This is a genomic window from Schumannella sp. 10F1B-5-1 (assembly GCF_006517535.1).
In the GTDB taxonomy this organism is placed as follows: domain Bacteria; phylum Actinomycetota; class Actinomycetes; order Actinomycetales; family Microbacteriaceae; genus Schumannella.
The window spans coordinates 274,881-296,157 of record NZ_VHQH01000002.1 but is presented as its reverse complement, the minus strand read 5'-3'; the positions used below and the strand labels follow the sequence as shown (position 1 = coordinate 296,157).

Genomic DNA, 21,277 nt, shown 5'->3' with positions numbered 1-21,277 from the left:
ACACCGACACCGACACCGACACCGACACCGACACCGACACCACGACCCCCGACCCCACCCCTGCCGACACCGTCGTCGACTCCACCCCCGCGGGCGCGACCGCCCGCACCGCACCGCAGGAGCACTGACGATGTCCGCACCCCTCACCGCGATCCGCACGATCTCCACGAGCGTGCGCGCCGAGTTCGCGCGCCTCGTGTCGAGCCGCATGGCCGTGCTCGCCCTCGTGGCGCTCATGACGATCCCGGTCGTCTACGGCGGCCTCTACCTCTGGGGCAACAAGGACCCCTACGGCAGCCTCGACAAGGTGCCCGCGGCGATCGTCGTCGCCGACGAGGGGGCGACGGTCGACGGCGCGAAGCAGAACTACGGGCGGGATGCGGCCGACACCCTGCTCGACGGCAAGAAGTTCGCCTGGCACGAGGTGAGCGCGGTCGCCGCGAGCCGTGGCGTGCAGAACGGCACCTACGACTTCGCGGTCGAGTTCCCCGCGTCGTTCTCGTCGGACATCGCGTCGGCCTCGGGGGATGCGCCGGTTCCGGCCCGCCTCGGGCTGCTCACGAACGACACCAACAGCTACCTCTCGACCACGATCGCCACCCAGGCGACGACGACGGTGCGCGCCGCGATCGTGGAGAAGGTCGGCCGCGCGGCGACGCTGCAGCTGCTCGACGGCGTGCAGTCCCTGCGCGACGGGCTCTCGGATGCGGCCGACGGCGCCCAGCAGCTCAGCGACGGGGCTCACTCGGCCTCCGACGGCGCGACGGAGCTCAGCGACGGTGCGAGCTCGGCGGCCGACGGCGCCGCGCAGCTCGCGACCGGCGCGGCCGCCGCCGACGCGGGCGCCGGCTCGCTCGCGAGCGGCACCGCGCAGCTCTCGACCGGCGCGAGCTCGCTGAGCAGTGGACTGCAGACGCTCAAGAGCTCGACGACCGATCTGCCGATGCAGGCCCAGACGCTCGCCGCCGGCGCTCACCGGATCGCGGGCGGCGTCACGACGCTGCACGGGGCGGCGACCGACGCGGAGTCGTCGCTGGCTGCCGCGCTCGCGACCTCCGACATCCCGGCCGACCAGCAGGCGGTGCTGCTCGCCAAGGTCGGCGCCCTCGCGGTCGCCACCGGCGACGGCTCGCAGCTCGCCACCGGAACGCAGGCGCTCGACGCCGGCGCCGCGAAGCTCGCCGCGAGCGCGCCCGCACTGCAGGCCGCGATCGGCCAGGCCGCCGACGGCGCCGCCGCCGTCGCGAGCGGCGCCCAGAGCGCCGCGACCGGAGCCGCGACCCTGAAGGACGGCACCGCGAAGCTCTCGAGCGGGGCGACCGCGCTGAAGAGCGGCACCGCCGAGCTCGCGAGCGGCGCATCCACCCTGGCCGACGGCACGACCCAGCTCGCCGACGGCGCCGACACCCTGCACGGCGAGCTCGTCGACGGGGTCGCGAAGACGCCCTCGAAGACGGATGCGCAGCGCTCCGCGACCGCGGACGCCGTCGCCGACCCGGTCGCCGTGAAGCAGACCGCGCAGAGCGAGGCGCAGAACTACGGCGCCGGACTCGCGCCCTTCTTCATCAGCCTCGCCGCGTGGATCGGCATCTACGCGCTGTTCCTGCTCGTGCGGCCGCTGTCGCGGCGCGCGCTGACCGCCGTGCGGCGTCCGGTCGCGACCGCGCTGGCCGGATGGGCGACCCCGGCGCTGCTCGGCGTCGTGCAGATGATCGGGCTCTTCCTGGTGCTCGCCGGTCCGCTGGGGCTGTCGATCGCGCATCCCGTGCAGCTGCTCGGCTTCATGGCGCTGGTCTCGGTGACCTATGCGGCGATCGTGCTGGCGCTCAACGTGTGGCTCGGCAGCGTCGGGCAGTTCCTCGGGCTCGTGCTCATGGTCGTGCAGCTCGTGACGGCCGGCGGCACGTTCCCGTGGCAGACGCTGCCCGCGCCGCTCGCCGCGCTGCACCAGGCGCTGCCGATGGCGCACGCGGTCGACGGCATCCGGGCGCTCGTCTACGGCGGCGGATCGGCGGGGCTCTCGTCGGCGCTCATCACGCTGCTGATCTGGCTCGCGGTGTCGCTGCTCGCGTCGATCGCGGGCGCGGCGAAGCAGTCGCGCTTCCGCACGCTGCGCGAGCTGCGCCCCTCGCCGATCGGCGGCTGACCGCAGGCCGGGTCAGGCCGCGTAGCGCTCCACGCGCAGCACGCACTGCAGGTTCTTGCCCTCGACGGCGATGTCGGCGCTCCAGTCGGCCTTCGCGCCGGCGTCGAGTCCGTCGGAGTTCACCTGCTTGAGTCCGAGCGTCGCGCCGTCCTTGTCGAGCAGCGAGACGTAGATGCGGTAGTTCGCCGCCGCGTCGCTCGAGTTCGTGACGGTGCCGGCGACGGCCCATCCGCCGTCGGCCGGCTCGCACTTGGTCACCTCGACGTCGTTGCGCGCGCCGACGAGTCCTTCGCCGGTGCCGGGCGCGTCGGTCACGTCGGTGACCTGCGACGGCGTGGCCGAGGGCTTGGCCGAGGCCGACTTCTTGGGCGACGAGTCACCGCTGTCCGTGCATCCGGCGATCGCTCCGGCGACGAGGATGACGCCGGCGAGTGCGGTCAGGGTGCGGATGGCGGTGGACTTCATGCGTTCTCCTTACGTCGGCGCCGCGCGGCCAGGCCCACGAACGCTCCACCCCAGAGTAGGAGCATCAGCGCGAGGAGTCCCGGGAGGCTCGGGTCGACACCGGTGTGGGCGAGGCCGCCGCCGGCGCCGGGCAGACCCGGGATGCCGGGCACGCCCGGGCGGGCGGGCAGCTGGATGTCGGCGTTCGAGGCCGCGTCGACCTGCTGGGCGGCGCTCGCGCCCTCGGCGGTCACCGTGGAGGTGCCGCGCACGAGGGCGCCTTCGTCGCTGGGCTGGATGACGTACTCGGCCGTCGCGGTCACCGACTGCCCCGGCGCGAGGTCGCCGACGACGGCGCCCGGCCAGTCGCCGAAGACGATCGGGCCGAGGCCCTTCTTCGGGTCGGTCAGCGTGACGCCGTGCAGGTCGACGGTGCCGGTGTTCGTGATCACGTAGGTGTACACGAGCACGTCTCCGGCGAAGCCCGGGCGTCCGTCGGCGATGCGCACGCTCTGGGCGAGCGTGATGGCGGCGCCGTTGGGCACCTGCACGACCGCCGAGGAGCTGGCCTCGGGGGCGTCGGTGTCGTCGGGCGTGAGGCCGTCGGCGGTCGCGGTGTTGGCCACGGCGCCGGCGTCGACATCCGCCTGGGTGACGGTGTAGCTGCCGCGCGCGGTGACGCTCTCGCCGGGGGCGAGGCGGCCGTTGGCGCCGGGCCAGCCGTAGCTGATCTGGTCGGCCGGGATGAGCGGGTCGTTCACGACCACGCCGTCGAGCGTGACGTTGCCGGTGTTCCGGGCGACGAAGGTGTAGTCGATCACGGTGCCGACGGTCGGGCGGGCGTCGCGCGCCGCGGCCGTCTTGCTCAGCGTCAGCGCGGGCGCGGCGGCGATGACGACGGGGTCGGTCGCCTGCGCGTTCACGTCGGCGCCGTTCATGCCGGTGCCGTCGGTCGTCGCGGTCGAGTCGAGCACTCCCGCGTCGATGTCGGGCTGCGTCAGCTGGTGCTGCGCTGTGACGGTCGCCTTCTCACCGGGCTTGAGCACGCCCGGCGTTCCCGGCCAGGTGTAGGTCCAGTTGCGCAGGTCGGCCTGACCGTCGGCCACGGTCACGTTCTCGAGCGTGACGTTGCCCGAGTTGGTGACGACGAAGGTGTAGTTCACGAGGTCACCGGCACGCCCGGTGGCACCCGGAGCAAGCGCCGCGGTCTTGGCGATCGTGATGCCCGGGTCCGCCGGCGGGGTCGTGACGACCGAGGGCTGCGAGCTCGTGGTCAGGCGTCCGTTCGACGGGTCGAGGGCGGATGCGGTGGCCGTGTTGGTCACGTCGCCGCGGTCGACGTCGGCCTGGGTCACGACGTAGGTCGCCGTGGCGGTCACGCTCGTGTTCGGCGGCAGCACGCCGGTCTCGGCGGTCGGCCAGGCGCCGTACGCGATCGTGCTGACGCCCGGCAGGCCGTCGCTGATCGTCGCGCCGTGCACCGTCTGGGTGCCCGTGTTGCTGAGCTCGAAGACGTAGTCGATCGTGTCGCCGACCTGGGCGCCGTCGCGCGGCGTGCCGACCTTGGTCAGCTCGAGGTCGGGCGAGGCGGTCGCGAGCGGCAGCACGAGCTCGGGCGTCGAGCTGGTGACCGTGGTCGCCTTCGGGTCGGTGCCCGAGCCGGTGGCGACGTTGCGGATGACGCCGGCATCCACATCCGCCTGGGTGACGGTGTGCTGCGCGGTGACGCTGAGCACCTGCCCCGGGGCGAGGGTGCCCGCGGTCTGGCCGGCCGGCCAGGTGTACACGGCGCCGGTCAGGCCGGCGACGGTGTTCGCGAGCGTCACGCCGGTGAGGGTCGTGTTGCCGGTGTTGGTGACCGTGAAGGTGTAGTCGACGACGTCGTTCAGCTGGCCGGTACCGCCGTTCGCGAAGACGCCGTCCTGCGTGGTGCTGATGCGGGGCCGCGAGGGCGAGGTGGTGAACCGGTAGGTGTTCGAGTCGGTCGAGATCGGTGCGCTGTCCGGGGCCGAGGCTCCGGTGGCCGTCGCCGTGTTGTCGACGTATCCGAGGTCGACGTCGGCCTGGGTCAGCGTGTAGTCGCTGTACCCGGTGGCCGTGGCGCCCGGCGCGAGCTGCGGCGTTCCGGTCGGGAACGTCATGGTCGGCACGCCGGCGCCCTGCAGCTTCTCGGCGACGCCGAGTGCGCTGATCGTGACGTTGCCCGTGTTCTTGAGCGTGAACGTGAACCGCACGACGCTGCCGGCGTCGCCCGTTCCGCTGCGCAGCGCGCCGCCCTTGGTCAGCGTCATGGCCGGGCGCGGGGCGCCGGTCGGGATGCTGGTGACCTCCGACTGCGCCGAGGCGGTCTGGCCGGTCGGCGACTGGCCGGTCGAGGTCGACCGGTTGTCGACGTGACCGAGGTCGACGTCCTTCTGCGCGATCTGGTAGCTCGCGGTGGCGGTGGCCTGCTGGCCCGGCGGGATGACGCCCGGCTGGGCGGGGTCGGGCCAGACGATCGTCGGCGTGCTGAGGCCGGCGAGGGTGTCGCTCAGCGTCACGCCGCTCAGCGTGGTCGGACCGGTGTTGGTGATCACGATCGTGTAGTCGATCTGGTCGCCGACCGCGTTCGCGCCGGGCTTGGCGAGCTTCGCGGTCTGGTCGACCGTGATGACCGGGTTCGTGACCACCGGGATGGTGGCGGTCGCGTCGGCGGTCGCGTCGGCGCCCACCTTCGGCGTGCCGGTCGCGCGCACCGTGCTGATGACGCTGCCCGCGTCGACGTCGCCCTGGCTGAGCGCGTACGGCGCCGTGACGGTCACCGACTGCTTCGGCGCGAGCACGCCGGGCGTGCCGGTCCAGGCGTAGCTGAGCGGACCGCTCAGGGTGAGCGACTCATCCACGTGCACGTTGCTCAGGGTCACGTCGCCGTCGTTGGTGACGACGTAGGTCCAGGTGGCCTTGCCGCCGGCCTTCGCCTGGTCGGCGGAGTCGAGCGCGCCGGCGTCGGTGACGCTGATCTTCGGGGTCCCGACCAGGGTGGGCGTCACGAGCTGGTTGCTCGGGGTGCTGACGGCGGCGCCGTCGCGGGCCGAGGTTCCGGATGCGGTGGCCTGGTTGGTCACCGAGCCGGTGTCGATGTCGGCCTGCTCGAGCACGTAGGTGCCCGTGCTGGTCGCCGTGGCGCCGGGCGCGAGCGAGCCGTCGTTCGCGAGTCCCGTCGTGACCAGGGCGCTGAGGCGCGGCAGCGGGTCGCCGACCGTGAGGCCCTTGACCGTCACGTTGCCCGTGTTCTTGGTCTCGATCGTGTACGTGATCGTGTCGCCGACCTTGCCGGTGCCCGAGACGGTCGCCGACTTGATGACGGTGAGCTGCGGGGCGGCCTGCTCGGTCGTGATCCGCACCGTGTTCGACGTGGCGGTGACGCGCTTGTCGGCCGGCTTGGTGTCGGGCGTGGTCCACGCCTCGACGCTCGCGGTGTTGTCGATGTAGCCGCGGTCGACGTCGGCCTGGGTCAGCTTGTAGTCGGCCTCGCCGTGCACCGTCTCGCCCGGCGGCACGACGCCCGGCTTCGCGGGGTCGGGCCACTCGATCTGCTGGGTTCCGAGTCCGGGCAGCGGGTCGACGAGGTTGCCCTGGTAGACCGTGACGTTGCCGGTGTTGGTGATGTCGAGCGCGTAGCGGATCGTGTCGCCGGCGGCGCCGAGGCCGCCGCCGGTGAGGGCGCCGCTCTTGACGACCGAGAGAGCCGGGCGGGCGGTGATCGTCACGGTCGCGTCGGCGTCGGCGGTCACGCGGGTGGCGTCGCTCGAGGCGCTGACGCCCGCGGTGCTGATGCGGCTGCGCACGCTGCCCGCATCCACGTCGCTCTGCGTCAGCGTGTAGTCGCCGACCGCGTAGGCGAACTCGCCGGGCAGCAGCACACCGGGACGCGAGGCGTCGGGCCACTCGGTGACCGTCGGCACGCTGGAGCCGTCGAGCGACTCGGTGAATGTCACGCCCGTGAGGGTGGTGTTGCCGGTGTTGGTGGCGCGGTAGAGCCACTGCACGTCGTCGCCGGCCTTTCCGGTGGAGCCGGGCTCGAGGCGGCCCTCGTCGGTCACGGCGATCTTCGGCGCCGCGGTGACCGTGGTCGCCTTCGCCGTCGCGCTGTCGCTCGCGGTCCCGCCGCGCACGCCGGTGGCGGTGCTGGATGCGGTGTCGCTGACCGAGCCGCGGTCGACATCCGCCTGGGTCACCCGGTAGTCGGCGGTCGCCCGGGCGATCTGGCCCGGTGCGAGGGTGCCGACGGCACCCGGCCACGAGATGACCGGAGTGCTGAGTCCGCTCAGCGTGGTCGACAGGGTCGTGCCGTTCACCGTGATGGTGCCGCTGTTCTCGATCGTGATGTCGAAGCGCACGATGTCGCCGACCTGGAGACCGGTGGCCGGGGTGGGCGTCTCGGTGACGCGGATCGTCGGCGCGGTGGTGGCGCCGCCGACGGTCACGTTCGACGTGTTCGACGACTGGCTGATCTTGTCGCCGACCGGAGGCTTCGCGGTCGACGTGGCGACGTTCGCGACGGTGCCGCGGTCGATGTCGCCCTGCGTGATCGTGTAGTTCGCCGTGGCCGTGGCCGTGGCGCCGGGCACGAGGGTGCCGGCGGGCGCCGAGCTCGGCCAGCTGATGACGGGGTTGCTGACGCCGCCCAGCGAGTCGACCAGGTCGACCAGCGTGAGGGTCACGTTGCCGTCGTTCTTGATCGTGAAGGCGTAGTCGATGACGCCGTTCGCCGCGCCGGCTCCGCCGCCGCGCACCGTGCCGGCCTTGGTGACGGCCAGCTTCGGGGCCGCGGTGATCGTGACGCCGGCGGTGTCGCTGTCGGTCACCGTGACGCCGTTGGGGGCGGTTCCGGTGCCGGTCACGGCGCTCGAGACCGAGCCGCGGTCGACGTCGGCCTGCGTGAGGCGGTAGGTGCCGTTCGCGGTGATGGTCGTGCCGACCGGGACGGTGCCCGCGGGGCTGCCCTTCCAGTCGTAGACGATCGCGCCGGTGAGGCCGAGCGCGTCGGCGAGGCTCACGTCGGTCAGCGTCACGTTGCCGTTGTTGGTCAGCGTGTAGCTGAAGTTCACGAGGTCGTCGGCCTTGCCGGTGGCGCCCGGCGCGAGCTGCGCCGACTTCGTGACGTCGATGCCGGGTCCGCTGCCGACGGTGGGCACGGTCGCCCCCGCGTTCACCGGACCGACGACGGTGGTGTTGTCGCGAGCCGAGATGCCGGTGGCGCTGGAGACGTTGCTGACGGCTCCGGCATCCACGTCGTTCTGCGTGATGGTCGTCGTGCCCGTGAGCGTGACGCTCTTGCCCGGTGCGAGCACGCCCTCGGCGCTGGTGCCCCAGTCGTAGACCGGGTTCTGCAGCTGCGGGTCGCTGAGCGCGACGTTCGTGACGGTGACGTTGCCGTTGTTGGTGACCGTCACGGTCCAGGTGACCGTCTTGCCGACGGTGGCGGGCTGCTCGGCGACGCCGGTCTCGGTGATGCCGAGCACCGGGCGGGCCTGGGCCAGCGGGGTGACGACGGTGTTCGAGGAGCGGTCGATGCTGCCGGGATCGGCGCAGGTCGCACCGCGACTCGGGTCGGTCCAGAAGCTGGCCGTGGCCGTGTTGGTCTTCGAACCCGCATCGACGTCGGCCTGGGTGACGACGTAGTCGGCGTAGCCGGTGGCGGTCTCGCCGGGGCGCACCGTTCGCGGGTCCGACGGAGTCGGCCACGTCGGGTTCTGCGGTCCGAGGCCCTGCAGCGGGTCCTTGAGGCAGGCGTTGTAGAGACTCACGTTGCCGGTGTTCTTGACCGTGAGGGTGTACCGGATGGTGTCGCCGACGTTCCCGACGCCGCCGTTGAGGAACGCCGACGCCTTCTGCACCGTGTAATCCGGGGTCTGGGTGATCGTCACCTGCGCGGGCGCGCTGGCGGTCACCTGGGTCGAGGTCGGCGCCGGGCCGTTGGCCGTGGTCGACGAGCCGCTCGTGACGGTGCCGCGGTCGACGTCGGCCTGCGTCAGCGTGTAGCTCGAGGTGGCGGTCACGCTCTGCCCGGGCGCGAGCACGTTCGGCTGGGATGCGTCGGGCCAGGCGCCGAAGACGGGCGCGGTCGCGTTCGTCTGCGACTCGGCCGCGGTCACGTTGCGCAGGGTCACGTCACCGGTGTTGGTGATGACGTAGCTCCAGATCACGGTGTCGCCGGCCTTGCCGGTCGAGCCGGCCGCGAGCGCCCCGCTGTCGGTGATGCCGATCTGGGGTCCGCTGACGGTCGGGGTGACGGTGGCGGGCGCGCTGCCGCTGACGTTCGCGCCGGTCGGCGAGGTGCCGGTGACGGTGGCGATGTTGGTGAACGATCCGGCATCCACGTCGGCCTGGGTCACCGTGTAGGGGATCGTCCAGGTGACGGGCTGGCCGCCGACGGCGAGCGTGCCCTGCTGGCCGGGCCAGGTCGGCACGGGCGTGCCGAGGCCGGGCAGCGAGTCGGCGAGCGTCACGTTCGAGAGCGAGACGTTGCCGGTGTTCGTCGCGGTCACCGTGAAGGTGACCTGGTCGCCGGCCTTGACACCGGTCGCCGGGCTCACCGTCTGGGTGACCGAGATCTTCGGCGCGGAGGGCGCGACCGTGGTCGTGACGAGCGGCGAGTCGACGTAGATCGTGTCGCCGACGGGCGGCTTGCCGCTCGCGGTGGCCTTGTTCGTGACGTTGCCGGTGTCGACGTCGCTCTGCGTGATCGTGTAGTTCGCGGTGGCGTCGACGAACTGACCGGGGTCGAGGATGTAGCTCTCGTCGGGCCAGTCGAGGAACTTCAGGTTCTTGATGCCGGGCAGCGAGTCGACGAGCGCGATGAGCGACAGCGTGACGTTGCCGGTGTTCGAGATGCGGAACCTGTAGTCGATCGTGCTGCCCGCGTTGCCGGTGCCGGAGACGGTGCCGGTCTTCGCCAGGGTCATGCCGGGCTTCGACGCGATCGGCACACCCGCGGTGTCGGAGTCGGCCACCGTGGCGCCGCGCGTGCTCGTGCCGCTCGTGTCGGCGGCCGAGCTCGACGTGCCGGCGTTGACCTCGTCGAGCGTGACGGTGTGGTTGACCGTCGCGGTGACGCTCTGCCCCGGGGCGAGGCGGCCGGTCGCACCGGTCCAGCCGGTCAGCGTGATGCCGCCGGGCACGAGCGGGTCGGTCGCGGTGACGCCGGTCAGGGTCTGGTTGCCGTTGTTCGTGACCGTGTAGGTGAACACGACGGTGTCGCCGGCCTTGTCGGCCCAGTTCGCGCCCTTGGTCGCCGTCTTGACGATGTCGATCGAGGGTCCGGCCACGGTCGTGGGAACGGTCGCCGAGGCGTTCACCGGTCCGACGACGGTCGTGTTGTCGCGCGCCGAGACGCCCTGGGCGCTCGAGGAGTTCGTGACCTGGCCGGCGTCGACGTCACCCTGGGTGATCACGGTCGTGCCGGTGAGCGTGACGCTCTTGCCGGGCGCGAGCTGGCCGGCGGTGCCGGTGCCCCAGTCGTAGACCGGGTTCTGCAGCGCCGGGTCGGTGATGACGACGTTCTTGACGGTGACGTTGCCGTTGTTGGTGACCGTCACGGTCCAGGTGACGTTCTTGCCGGCGGTCGCGGGCTGGTCGGCGACACCGGTCTCGGTGATCGTCAGCACGGGCGCGGCCTGGGCCAGCGGCGTGACGACGGTGTTCGAGGGCTTGACGATCTCGGCGCCGGTGGGCGGCGTGAGCCCGACCCCGGCCGTGTTCGTGATCGAGCCGCGGTCGACGTCATCCTGGGTGACCACGTAGTCGGCGTAGCCGGTCGCGGTCGCGCCGGGCGGGATGACGCCGGGCTTCGACGGGTCGGGCCACGACGGGAACTGCTCGCCGAGGCCGGGCAGGTGGTCGCTGAGGCGCGCCTTGCTGAGCGTGACGTTGCCGGTGTTGGCGACATCCAGGTAGTAGCGGATGGTGTCGCCGACGTTGCCGGTTCCGCCGTTGCGGAACTCGGCGCGCTTGATCACCGTGAAGCCCGGGTTGCTGGCGACGGTCACATCGGCCGTGGCGTTGGCCGTGGGCTTGGTCGTGCCCTGCAGCGGAGTTCCGACGGTGGAGACGTTGCTGGTGACCTTGCCGGCGTCGACGTCGGCCTGCGTGAGCTTGTAGGTGCTCGTGAACTGCACGCTCTCGCCCGGGGCGAGCACGCCGGATGCGCCGGGCCAGGTGCCGGCGACGGGCGCGGTGGCGCCGGTCTGGGTCTCGGTCACGCCGACGCTGCGCAGCGTGACGTTGCCGGTGTTGGTCACGACGTAGGTCCAGGTGACGATGTCATCGGCCTTGCCCGCCGAGCCGGCCGGCAGGGCGCCCGAGTCGGTGATCGCGATGGTCGCGCGCTGGGTCTCGGTCGAGATCGTCAGCGGCGAGTCGTTCGAGCGCAGCGGGGCGTTGCCCGGCGTGAGCGCGTCGCCGTGCGCGGTGTTGGCGATCGAGCCGGCGTCGACGTCGGCCTGCGTGACCGTGTAGTTGGCGCGGGCGGTGGCCGACTGTCCGGGTGCGAGCACTCCGGCGGCGCCGGGCCAGGTGTAGGTGAACGCCGACAGCCCGTTCAGCGGGTCGGTCGCGGTGACGCCGTGCAGCGTCTGGTTGCCGGTGTTGGCGAGCGCGACGCGGTAGCGGATGACATCGCCGGCCTTGACGCCCGAGGTGACGTTGGCGGCCTTGGTCGCCGTGAGCGCGGGGCCCGCGGTCGCGACCGGGGTCACGAGCGTGTTCGAGGGCTGGCTGAGCGTGGTGCCGCCGGATCGACCGGTGACGTTCGCCGTGTTCGTGACGGCTCCGCTGTCGATGTCGCTCTGCGCGATCGTGTACGACGCGGTGCCGGTGACGCTCGTGTTCGGCGGCAGGGTGCCGGCGGTCGAGGTCGGCCAGGCGCCGTAGCTGATCGTGCCGAGGCGGGCCAGCGGGTCGTCGATGACGACGCCGGTGATGGTCTGGTTGCCGGTGTTGCGCGCGACGAAGGTGTAGGTGATCGTGTCGCCCACGTTCTTGCCGCCGGGGAAGGCGGCCGACTTGGTCAGCGCGATCCCGGGCTGCGCGGCCGTGGATGCGGTGGCGGTCGCGGTCGGCGAGGTCACGGCGGCGCCGCGCGAGGGCGTGCCGCTCGCGGTCGCGTTGTTGACGACCGAGCCCGCGTCGACATCCGCCTGGGTGACCGTGTAGGTCGCCGTCGCCGTGGCGGTCGCGTTCGGGGCGAGCGCGCCGGCGGTGCCGGTCGGCCAGCTGTAGGTGAGGTTCTGCACCGCGAGCTGGTCGGCGATCGCGACACCCGAGAGCGAGACGTCACCGGAGTTGGTGATCGTGAACGCCCAGGTCACGGTGTCGTTCAGCTTGTACCCGCCCGTGGGAGGGGTGCCCTGCAGCGACTTGGTGAGGCCGATCTTCGGCGTGGCCGAGGCGGTCGAGGTGCTGACGACGGCCGACTGTCCGGTGACGGTCGCGTTCGCCGGCGTCGTGCCGGTCGCGGTCGCCTGGTTGTCGACGCGACCGAGGTCGAAGTCGGCCTGGCTGACGACGTGCGTGGCGGTCGCGGTCACGCTCGCGCCGGGCGCGAGGGTGTTCGCGGTTCCACCGGGCCAGGCGCCATAGGTGATGTCGCCGGCTGCCGGGAACTTCGGGTCGCTGATGCCGACGCCGGTCAGGGTCACGTTGCCGGTGTTGGTGACCGTGAACGTGTAGGTGATGGTGCCTCCGCGAGCGACACCCGACGCGGGCGAGGCCGACTTGGCGATCGAGATCGCGCCCGCCTCGACGCCGGTCGCGACGGTGACGGTGTTCGAGGTGCCCGACACCGCGGTGTTCTGGGTGTCACGCGCCGCGACCGTCGCGGTGTTGGTGACGGTTCCGGCATCGATGTCGGCCTGGGTGATGGTGTAGCTCGCCGAAGCCGTCGCCGTGGCTCCCGGTGCGAGCGAGGCGCCCGTGCCGAGCCCGGTGTAGGTGATCGGCGTCGAGCCGAGGCGCGGGTCGGAGATGGCGACGCCGCTGAGCGACGTGGCTCCCGTGTTCGTGATCGTGAAGCCGTAGGTGATCTTGTCGCCGACGACCGCGTTCGCGGGGGCCGAGCCGGTCTTGACGATCGAGATCGTCGAGGCCGGCGCGATCGTGACGGTCGCCGGCTTCTGGGCGCTGACCGTGGCGGGCGTGACGCCGCTGGGCGCGGTGCCCGTGACGGTGGCGTCGTCGGTGACCGAGCGCGCATCCACCTGGGTCTGGGTCAGGGTCGAGGTGCCGGTGGCCGTGACGCTCTGACCGGGGGCCAGCTGCCCCGCGACGCCGCCGGGCCAGGTGCCGTACGCGATGCCGGTGGCGACGCTGAGACCGCTGAGCTGCACGCCCGTGAGAGTCGTGTTGCCCGAGTTGGTGATCGTGAACGACCAGTTCACGGTGTCGCCGGCCTTGCCGGTCGAGCCGGCCGCGAGCGCGCCGGTCTGGGCGAGGGTGATCGCGGGAGCGCGGGAGATCAGCGGCGTCGTGATCGTGGATGCGCCGCTGACGTTCGCGCCGGTGGGCGGCGTGCCGGTCGCGGTGGCGGTGTTGGTGATGCCGCCCGCATCCACGTCGGGCTGGGTGATCGTGCGCACGGCCGTCGCCGTGATCGTCTGGCCCGGCTGCAGCAGACCCGAGGTGCTGGTCGGCCACGCGCCGTAGTTGATCTGCGCCGCCGTGAACATCGGGTCGCTGATCGTGACGCCGGTGAGCGTGACGTTGCCGGTGTTGGTGGCGACGATCGTGTAGGTCACGCGGTCGCCGACGGTCTTCGAGCCCGAGACGACGGCCGACTTGGCGGCGCTGATCGAGGGCGCGGCGGCGACCGTGGTCACGGTGGCGCTGCCGGTCGTGCTGACGGTCGCACCCGCGGGGGTCTGGCCGGTCGCGGTCGCGGTGTTGGCGATGGATCCGCGGTTCACATCGGCCTGCGACACCGTGTAGGTCGCGGTTCCGGTGATCGATCCGCCGGGAGCGACGGTGCGACTCTGCGTGCCGAAGTCGATGCGGCTGAGGCCCGACATCGGGTCGGTCGCGGTCACGCCCGACAGGGTGACGTTGCCCGTGTTGGTGATCGTGAACGAGTAGGTGACCGTGTTGCCGAGCTGCAGACCCGACGTCGGGCTGGCGGTCTTCGCCAGCGTGAGCGCTCCGGCGCCGGCGATCGGCGTGGTGCGCGTGGCGGTCGTCGTGGTGGCCGCGCCGGTGGGCGGCGTGCCGGTGGCGGTCGCCGTGTTGACGACGGAGCCCGCATCCACGTCGCTCTGCTTGAGCGTGTACGTGCCGGTGCCGTTCACGGTGTCGCCGGGCTTGAGCGTGCCGACGGTGCCGCTCGTCCAGCCGCTGAGGGTGACGCCGTTCGCGCCGAGCAGCGGGTCGCTGACGCCGACCGAGGTCAGGGTGACGTTGCCGTCGTTCTTCAGCGTGAAGGCGTAGCTGATGGTCGAGCCGGTCGTGGTGCCGTTGGCGGTGCCGGTCTTGGTGAGCGTGAGCTTGGGGGCCGACGCGGCGGTCGGCGTGGTGACCTGAGGCGACTGCGTCGAGAACTCGGTGCCGCCCGTGGTCTTCGGGGTGGCGTAGCCGGTCGCGCGGTTCTGCACGTTGCCGCGATCGACGTCAGCCTGGGTGATCGTGTACGTGGCCGTGGCCCGCAGCACGTCTCCGGGGTTCAGGGTGCCCTGCGGGGGGCCGTTCGGCCACTGGTAGTCGAGGGCCGAGAGCTGCGGCAGCGGGTCGACGATGCGCGCGCCGGTCACCGTCACGTTGCCGGTGTTGGTGAGCGTGAAGCGGTAGGTGATGACCGAACCCGCTCCGCCCGTGCCGCCGACGGTGGCCTCCTTGCCCAGGGTGAGCGAGGGGGATGCGGGCGTCGCGGGCACGCTGACCGACGCCGTCGACGAGACGGTGCCGCCCTTCGGCGTGGTGCCGCTGACGCTGGCGCTGTTGTTGACGACGCCGTTGTTCACGTCATCCTGCGTGACCAGGTAGGTCGCGGTCGCGGTGACCTGCTCGGCCGGCGCGAGGGTGCCCGCGGTCTGCCCGGTCGGCCAGGTGTAGCTGAGCGTCGACAGGCCGGTGTGCGTGTCGGTGATCGCGACGTTCGTCAGCGTGACGTTGCCGGTGTTGCGCGCGACGAAGGTGTAGGTGATCGTGTCGCCGACCTTGGCGCCGCTGGTGATGCTCGGCGTCTTGGTGAGGCTGAGCGAGGCGGATGCGGTGATCGTGACGGTCGCCTGCGCCGGCCCGCTGACGCTGCCCGACTTCGGGGAGGTGCCGACGCCCGAGGCGGTGTTGACGACGGAGCCGCCGTTGACATCGCTCTGCTTGAGCACGTAGGTGGCGGTCGCGGTGACCGTCTGGCCCGGCGCGAGGGTGCCGGCGGTCTGACCGGTCGGCCAGGTGTAGGTGCGGGCCGAGATGTCGGTGAGCGGGTCGTTGATCACGACGCCGGTCAGCGTGACGTTGCCGGTGTTGCGCAGCGTGAACGACCAGTTGATCGTGTCGCCGGCCTTGCCGGTCGAGCCGGTCGCGAGCTGACCCGTCTTGGTCGTGGCGACGCTCGGCGCGGCGGTCGCGGTGTTCGTGACGCGCGTCGACGACGACGTCACGGCGGCGCCGGTGGGCGGCGTTCCGGTCGCGGTCGCGGTGTTCGAGATGCTGCCGTTGTCGACGTCGCTCTGCTTGATCGTGTAGGTCGCGGTGGCGGTCGCGACGGCGCCCGGCGCGAGCTGCCCGGCGGTCGACGGCCAGCTGTAGAGCGGGCTCGAGAGGCCGCTCATCGGGTCGGCGACGCTGACGTTCTTCAGCGTGACGTTGCCGGTGTTGGTGATCGTGAAGGTGTAGTTCACGACGTCGCCCGCGACGCCGGTGCCGTTGCCGGCCAGAGCCGAGGTCTTGACCAGCGAGATGGCGGGAGCGGCGGCGAGGGTCGACACGGATGCGGAGGGCGAGGTGCCGGTGATCGTCGCGCCCGCGGGGGTGCGGCCGGTCGCGGTGGCGACGTTGCTCACGGTGCCGGCGTCGACCTGCGCCTGGGTGATCGTGGAGGTCGCGGTGGCCGTGACGAACTGGTTCGGGGCGAGCGTGCCCGCGGTCTGGCCGGCGGGCCAGGTGAGCGTCAGCGCCGACAGGCCTGAGAGCGAGTCGGTGATCGCGACGTTGGTCATCGTGACGTTGCCGGTGTTGGTGACGCGGATCGACCAGTTGATCGTGTCGCCGACCTTGCCGGTGGCTCCGGTCGCGAGGGCGCCCGACTTGGTGACGGCGAGCACGCCCGTCGCGGCGATCGGCACGCTCGCGCTCGAGGTGCGCGTGATCGCGGCGCCGGTCGGCGGGTTGGCGGTCGCGGTCGAGGTGTTGGCGACGCTGCCGGCATCCACATCGCTCTGCTTGAGCGTGTAGGTCGCGGTGCCCGTGACCTCGTCGTTCGGGTTGAGCTTGCCGACGGTGCCGCTCGGCCAGCTGGCGACCGTGATGGCGCTGAGGTCGGTGAGCGGGTCGGTGATCGTCGCGCCCGTGAGCGTGACATTGCCCGTGTTCTTGAGCTTGAACGTGTAGGTGACCGTGCTGCCCACGCTCGTGCCCGACGCGACGCCGGTCTTGGTGAAGGTGGTCGCCGGGGCGGCCGTCACGGTGTTGATGCTGACCTGGCCCGACGAGCCGTTGACCACGGTCGCGTTGGGCGAGCGGCCCGACACAGTGGCGGTGTTCTTGACGCTGCCGGCATCCACGTCGCTCTGCACGACCGTGTAGGTCGCCGTCGCGGTGACCTGCGTGCTCGGCGCGAGCGTGCCCGAGGTGCCGCTCGGCCAGGTGCCGTAGGTGATCGCCGAGAGGTTGGTGTGCGGGTCGGCGATGGCGACGTTCGTGAGCGTCACGTTGCCGGTGTTGCGGGCGGTGAACGTGTAGGTGATGACGCTGCCGACGGCACCGGAGCCGGTCGTGTACGCAGCCGTCTTGGTGACGCTGACCGCGGGCGCCGAGGCGACCGTGGTGACGGTGACCTGGGTCGAGCTCGCGCGCGCCGTGGCGCCGCCGGGGGCGGTGCCGCTCGCGCTGGCGGTGTTCTTGATCGAGCCGGTGTCGACGTCGCTCTGCTTGACGACGTAGGTGGCCGTGGCGGTCACGCTGCCGCCGGGCAGCAGGCGGTTCGCCGTGCCCGAGGTCCAGGTGCCGTAGCTGACGGAGCTCAGGCCCGAGAGCGGGTCGGTCACGGTCACGTTGTTGAGGGTGACGTTGCCGATGTTGCGCACCACGAAGGTGTAGGTGATCGTGCTGCCGGCTGCGGCGCCGCTCGTCACACTCGGGGTCTTCGTGATCGACAGGTCGGGGTTGGCGGTGACGGCGACCGTGGCCGAGCCGGTGGAGCTGACCTTGACGCTCGTCGGCGAGGTGCCCGAGCCGGTGGCGATGTTGCTGACGGCGCCCGAGTCGACATCCGACTGGCTCAGCGTCGAGGTGCCGGTCGCGGTCGCGGTCTGACCGGGGGCGAGAGTGCCCGCGGTCTGGCCGGTCGGCCAGGTGTAGGTCAGGGTGCCGATCGAGGTGAGCGAGTCGGTCGCGGCGACGCCGGTGAGCGTGACGTTGCCGCTGTTGCGCAGCGTGATGGTCCAGTTGATCGTGTCGCCCTGCACGCCGGTCGAGCCCGAGGCCAGCTGACCGGCCTTGGTCGTCGCGATCGACGGGGATGCTGCGGCCGTGTTCGTGGTGACCTGGCCGCTGGTGTTCGTGGCGGTTCCGCCGGCCGGGGTGCGGCCGGTGACGGTGGCGGTGTTCTTGACGTTGCCGGTGTCGACGTCGCTCTGCTTGATCGTGTAGCTGGCGGTCGCCGTGGCGGTGGCACCCGGAGCGAGCGTGCCCGCGGTCGAGGTCGGCCAGGTGTAGGTCAGCGTGCCGAGACCCGAGAGCGGGTCGGCGACGGCGACGTTCGTGAGCGTCACGTTTCCGGTGTTGCGCACCGTGAAGGTGTAGGTGATGACGTCACCGGCGTTGCCGGCGGCGCCGCCGGCGATCGCGCCGGTCTTCGCGACGGTCACGGCCGGCGCGGCCGTCGCGGTGGTCACGGTCGCCTCGGGCGACGCGCCGGTCGCGGTCGCGCCGGCGGGCGTGCGCGCGGTGACGCTCGCCGTGTTCTTGACGCTGCCCGCATCCACATCGCTCTGCTTGACCGTGTAGTCGGCGACGGCGGTCGCGGTGGCGCCCGGCGCGAGCGTGCCCGTCGTGCCCGGCCAGGTGATGGTCGGGGTGCCGAGGCCGCTGAGCGAGTCGGTCAGGGTGACGTTACTCAGCGTGACGTTGCCGCTGTTGCGGAAGGTGATGGTCCAGCGGATGACGCTGCCGACGGCTCCGGTGCCGCTCAGGTAGGCGCCCGACTTGGTGACCGCGATCGTGCCGGTCGCCGTGATCGGCACCGTCGCGCTCGACGTGCGGCTGATCGCCGCGCCGGTGGGCGGGGTGGCGGTGGCGGTCGACGTGTTCGACACGGCGCCCGCATCCACGTCGGTCTGCTTGAGCGTGTAGGTCGCGGTTCCGGTCACCGTCTGGCCCGGGGCGAGGCGGCCCGCGGTGCCGCTCGGCCAGGTGCCGTAGGTGATCGCGCTCAGGCCCGACAGCGGGTCGGAGGCGCCGACGCCGGTGAGCGTGACGTTGCCCGAGTTGGTGAGCGTGAAGGTGTAGGTGACGGTCGAGCCGGTGACCTGGCCCGACGACGAGCCGGTCTTCGCGAAGGTGAGGTTCGGCGCGGCCGTGACGGGCGCGATGACGGCGTTGGCCGTGGCGCTGACGGCCGTGCCGGTCGGCGAGGTGCCGCGCGCGGTCGAGGTGTTCGTGATCGTGCCGGCGTCGACATCGGCCTGCGTCACCGTGTAGGTCGCGGTGGCGGTGATCGTCTGGCCCGGCGCGAGCGTGCCGCTCGTGCCGCTCGGCCAGGTGCCGTAGCTGATCGCCGACAGGTTGGTGTGCGGGTCGGTGATGGCGACGCCGGTCAGGGTGACGTTGCCCGAGTTGCGCGCCGTGAACGTGTAGGTGACGACGCTGTTCACGCCGCCCGAGCCGGTCGTGTAGGCGGCCGACTTCGTGGTCGTGATCGCGGGGGCCGCGGTCGCGACGGTCACGGTCTGCGACGACTGCGCCGCGACGGCCGAGCCGGTCGGCGGCGTTCCGGTGGCGGTCGCCGTGTTGGGCACGTTGCCGCGATCGACGTCGGCCTGCTTGATCGTGTAGGTGGCGGTCGCGGTGACCGAGCCGCCCGGGTTGAGCTGGTTGGCGGTGCCCGAGGTCCAGGTGCCGTAGGTGATGGAGCTCAGGCCCGAGAGCGGGTCGCTGACGCCGACGCTCTTGAGCGTGACGTTGCCGGTGTTCGTCAGCACGAAGGTGTAGTTGATCGTGTCGCCGACCTTGCCGGTCGCGCCGCTCGCGAGCGCGCCCGTCTTGCTCAGCGTGATGGCGGGCGTCGCCGTGACGGTCTGCGTGTTCGGCGCGGTCGCGGTCGGCTTGACGCCGCCGTCGGCATCCGTGCCCGTCGTCGACGCGGTGTTGGCGACCGAGCCGGCGTCGACATCCGTCTGCTTCAGCACGTAGCTGCCGGTCGCGGTGACCGAGCCGCCCTGGTTCAGGGTGCCGGTCGTGCCCGACGCCCAGGTGCCGTAGGTGATCGTCGGCAGCAGCGGGTCGGTGATCGTGACGCCGGTGAGCGGGCCGGCGCCGTTGTTGGTCGCGGTCAGCGTGTAGTTGACGGTGTCGCCGGCCTTGCCGGTCGCGCCGGCGGCGAAGGCGCTCGTCTTGGTCAGCGCGATGCTGCTCTTGGCGACCGTTGTCGAGTCGGCGCCCTGGGCGAGGTAGCCGCCCACGACCGTCGTCGCGGTCGCGGTGGCCGTGCTCGTATAGCCGGCACTGGTGTTGTTCGTCGCCGTGCAGGTGAACTCCTGGAAGGCGAGCGGCGCGAGCGTGCCGGTGAGCGTGCGCGAGCAGTCGGCCTGATCGTCGACGATCTTGATGTTCTGCAGGATGCCCGCGCCCGTGTTGGTCACGCGGATCGTGAACGTGGCCTTCTCGGTGCCGGTGCGGTACTGGATGTCGTCGGTGCCGTTGTAGCTCTTGCTGACCTGGATGCCGGCGGTCGGCACCGAGAGCACCGCGTTGGTCAGCAGGTAGGAGTCGCCGCTCGTGCCGAGCTGCAGGGTCACCTTCGAGTCGCCGGCGACCACGTTGGCGAGGCTGGCGCTGGCCACATCCACGCTCTGGTTCGTGAACGCGCTCGTGTCGCTCGTGTTGAAGTAGCGCACCGAGCCGCTCGCCCGGCCGATGCCGATGTTGCCGGTCACGCCGGCGTTGCCGCCGGAGCTGTCGAGCGTCGCGCTGTTGGGGATCTCGGTGAAGCTCGTCGACCCGGCGCGCGAGTACGACGCGACGTCGCCCGTGATGCCGCGGTCGCCCTCGTAGAGGGTGAAGCCGGCGCGGGTGCCCTTGTCGACGGCGGTGAAGCCGTTGAAGTCGACCGTCAGCGCGGCGTCGTTCTGGCCCTCGCGCACGTGGCCCTCGTAGTAGATGACGCGGTGCGGAACCGAGTTGGCGTTGCCGATGATGTAGGTGCCGAAGTCGTAGACCAGGGTGATCGACCATCCGGCGTAGCAGCCGGCGCCGGTCGGGGTCCAGATGTTGCCGGCCGACAGGGTCAGGGCCGAACCGGTGGCCGCGTTGGCGAAGGCTGAGGTGACGTCGGCCGTGGCGCTGTAGTAGCGGGTGGTCGCCTGCGTGGCCGCGTCTTCGCGCAGCTCGTCGGGGGCGAACGCCGCGATGGCGCCCGTGCCGACCTTGAACTGCACCGCGCGGGTCTGGTAGCCGGTGGCGCTGCCCGACGGGAGCGTCGCGACGCCGCGCGCATCAGAGTAGGTGGTGCACAGGATGCGCGAGTCGTTCTGCCAGGTGCCGGTGTTCGCCGACCAGTTCAGAAAGGCCTTCACGACCTTCGCGCCGGAGGGGATCGTGACGGTCGCGCTCGAGGAGTTCGTGGTGAAGCCCGAGGCCGCGTTGACGTTGCCCATGATGGCGTTGTCGTTGACGCTCGTGCCCGAGCCCGTGTAGGTGGCCGCGTGGAGGTTGTTGCAGGTGCCGTTGCTGCCGACGATCGACTGGCACTGCAGCACGCCGTTGCCGGCGTTGATGAAGTCGCCGTTGACGGTGGCCTGGTAGTTCGGGTCCTGACCGCCGTTGGTGCCCCACTCGACGACGACCGCGTTCGCGATCGCGGTGGGGAGGACCGCGCCGCTGAGGGCTCCGACGACGATGGCCAGCGTGAGGGCGATGATGCGCGCGAACCGCGAGAAGTAAGAGGCACCGGGCTCGCCCCAGTTCTCCGGGTTGCCGAAGATACGACGCGGCGACGTCCGTCGATCCGCGTGCGCGGAATCCCCCCACGACACGATGGTGCCTCTCCCCGATGCTGCTTCGAACCGCTCCTGCTGGTGCAGCGGCGTCTGGTCAGGACGCCGCGTGGAACGATTTCGTGAATACAACCTAAGTCACATCAGCCCCACAAAACAGCCCCCACTCCGGTTGTCAAGGGGGGTGAGCACTGGGGTGATCGGAGGGTGGACGACCGGGTCACCCGCAGAACGGACTCGAGCGGGCATCCACGCGGGATCTCCGCATCCGGTCGTTCGGAGGCGT

Annotated in this window: 3 protein-coding genes (1 of these 3 running past the window's edge); 1 reads left to right on the top strand and 2 read right to left on the bottom strand. The window is 71.6% G+C overall.

The genetic code is table 11. The features are described from left to right. Positions 1 to 2,146, top strand: the 3' portion of a protein-coding gene (locus FJ658_RS02925) for a YhgE/Pip domain-containing protein (RefSeq protein WP_255447521.1). 638 nt of this gene lie to the left of the window's left edge; the window shows 2,146 of its 2,784 coding nt (coding positions 639–2,784); its start codon lies off the left edge, out of view; the stop codon is at positions 2,144 to 2,146. A gap of 12 nt (positions 2,147 to 2,158) precedes the next feature. On the opposite strand, the gene FJ658_RS02920 is transcribed toward FJ658_RS02925, so the two are convergent. Both FJ658_RS02920 and FJ658_RS02915 read right to left on the bottom strand, forming a co-directional pair. Then, positions 2,159 to 2,611: an FxLYD domain-containing protein gene (locus FJ658_RS02920; protein ID WP_141143874.1), complete on the bottom strand. Its 453-nt coding sequence runs from the start codon at positions 2,609 to 2,611 to the stop codon at positions 2,159 to 2,161. Continuing rightward, the gene (locus FJ658_RS02915; protein WP_141143873.1) at positions 2,608 to 21,030 is read right to left on the bottom strand and encodes a DUF11 domain-containing protein; all 18,423 of its coding nucleotides are present in this window, start codon (positions 21,028 to 21,030) and stop codon (positions 2,608 to 2,610) included. Before FJ658_RS02915 ends, FJ658_RS02920 begins: the two co-directional genes overlap by 4 nt. Positions 21,031 to 21,277 lie beyond the last annotated feature (247 nt).

Coding starts and splice junctions, on each gene's coding strand:
- FJ658_RS02920 (WP_141143874.1), bottom strand. CDS start 2,611: ATGAAGTCCACCGCCATCCGCACCCTGACCGCACTCGCCGGCGTCATC.